The organism is Streptomyces sp. NPDC016845, assembly GCF_044332585.1.
GTDB lineage: Bacteria > Actinomycetota > Actinomycetes > Streptomycetales > Streptomycetaceae > Streptomyces.
Window position 1 is genome coordinate 1 of the sequence record NZ_JBIRPI010000074.1, and the last position, 1,454, is coordinate 1,454.

A 1,454-nucleotide genomic window follows, 5' to 3' on the forward strand; every position below is an offset into this window, starting at 1 on the left:
CAATGCCGTTGGTTTAGCTTCGGCGTAGGCTTCTGCGTACTGCTCTCGGGGGTGGTGCCGGTGTCTGCGAGTGTGTCTGACTTATCGGGTCTGGGACTGTTGACCTGGGTGTATCCGCCGGGTCTGGTGGATCGGGTGGTGGCTGCCTGCGGGCGGGTGGAGCAACGCAGACGCCTGCTGCCGGCGAGGCTGGTGGTGTACTTCGTGCTCGGTCTGGCGCTTTTCTCGCCCGCTCCCTATCTGGACGTCATGCGCCATCTGGTCGAGGGCCTGCGGGGCCTGGGACTGCTGGGCGAGTGGCGCATTCCGGCGAAGTCCTCACTGTTCAGGGCCCGTCAGCGGCTGGGCAGCGAGCCGCTGCGGGTGCTGTTCACCGCGACGGCGAAACCGCTGGGCACCGAGACCACGCCCGGAGTGTTCTGGCGGGGTCTGCGTCTGCTGGCGGTGGACGGCACCTGCTTCGACGTCGCCGACACGGTGGCCAACGAGGCCGCGTTCGGCCGTCCGGGCAACGCCCGCGGTCCGGAGAAGAGTTCGTTCCCGCAGGTGCGGATGGCCTGTCTGGTGGAGACCGGCACGCATCTGGTGCTGGACGCGGAGCTGGCGGGCTGCCGCACCGGGGAGGTCACCCTGGTCCGCCATCTGCCCCGCTCCTGCGGACCCGGCCAGCTGGTGCTGGCCGACCGCGCGTTTCTCGGCGTGCCGTTGTGGCGGGCCTTCACCGGCAGTGGCGCCGATCTGTTGTGGCGGGTGCCCGCCAACCGCGTCCTGCCCGCCGAGCGGGTGCTGCGGGACGGCTCCTGGATCTCCCGCATCCACGCCGGCACCGACTCCGCGAACAAGGATCCGGTCACCGTCCGGGTCCTGGCCTACCAGCTCGAGCACGCCGACCCGGCGGCGGCCGACTACCGGCTGGTGACCAGCCTGCTCGATGCCCGCCGCTTCCCGGCCCGGCAGCTGGCCGCGCTCTACCAGGAGCGCTGGGAGGTCGAGTCGGTCCTCGCCGAGCTCAAGACCCGCCAGCGCGGCGCCCACACCGTGCTCAGCAGCAAGACCCCGGACGGGGTGCTGCAGCAGATCTGGGCCCACCTGCTGGTCCACCGGGCCCTGCGTGAGCTGATGTTTCGAACCGCCGCTTCCGGCGGCCTGGATCCGGACCGGATCTCCTTCACCGAGACCCTGCGCTCGGCCCGGCGCAGCGTGACCGTCACGCCGGGCCGTTTTTCCCCCTGACCTCCTGGTCCGGGCGCTGGTTCTGCTCGAACACGACCTGCTGCAGCGGCTCCTGCCGGTCAGACGTCTGCGCAGCCAGCCCCGCGTCGTCAAACGCAAGATGTCCAACTACCGGCTCAAACGGGCTGAACACCACCATTGGCCCCAGCCCACCCGCGGCGGCGTCCAAGCCGTCCGTATCCAACGACCCCAACCCGCGAATCCGTAAAACAACGGCATTG

General features: G+C 69.9%; 2 protein-coding genes. One reads left to right on the plus strand and one right to left on the minus strand.

Annotated elements, in window-relative coordinates; translation table 11 throughout:
- Window positions 1-1,233 (plus strand): IS4 family transposase (locus ACH4RC_RS42470; RefSeq protein WP_398210509.1); only part of this gene is annotated, 1,233 nt, incomplete at its 5' end.
- Here ACH4RC_RS42470 and ACH4RC_RS42475 read toward each other — a convergent pair.
- On the minus strand, window positions 1,208-1,454 hold a 247-nt coding region (locus ACH4RC_RS42475), incomplete at its 5' end, for a hypothetical protein (protein ID WP_398210511.1). The genes ACH4RC_RS42470 and ACH4RC_RS42475 overlap by 26 nt on opposite strands.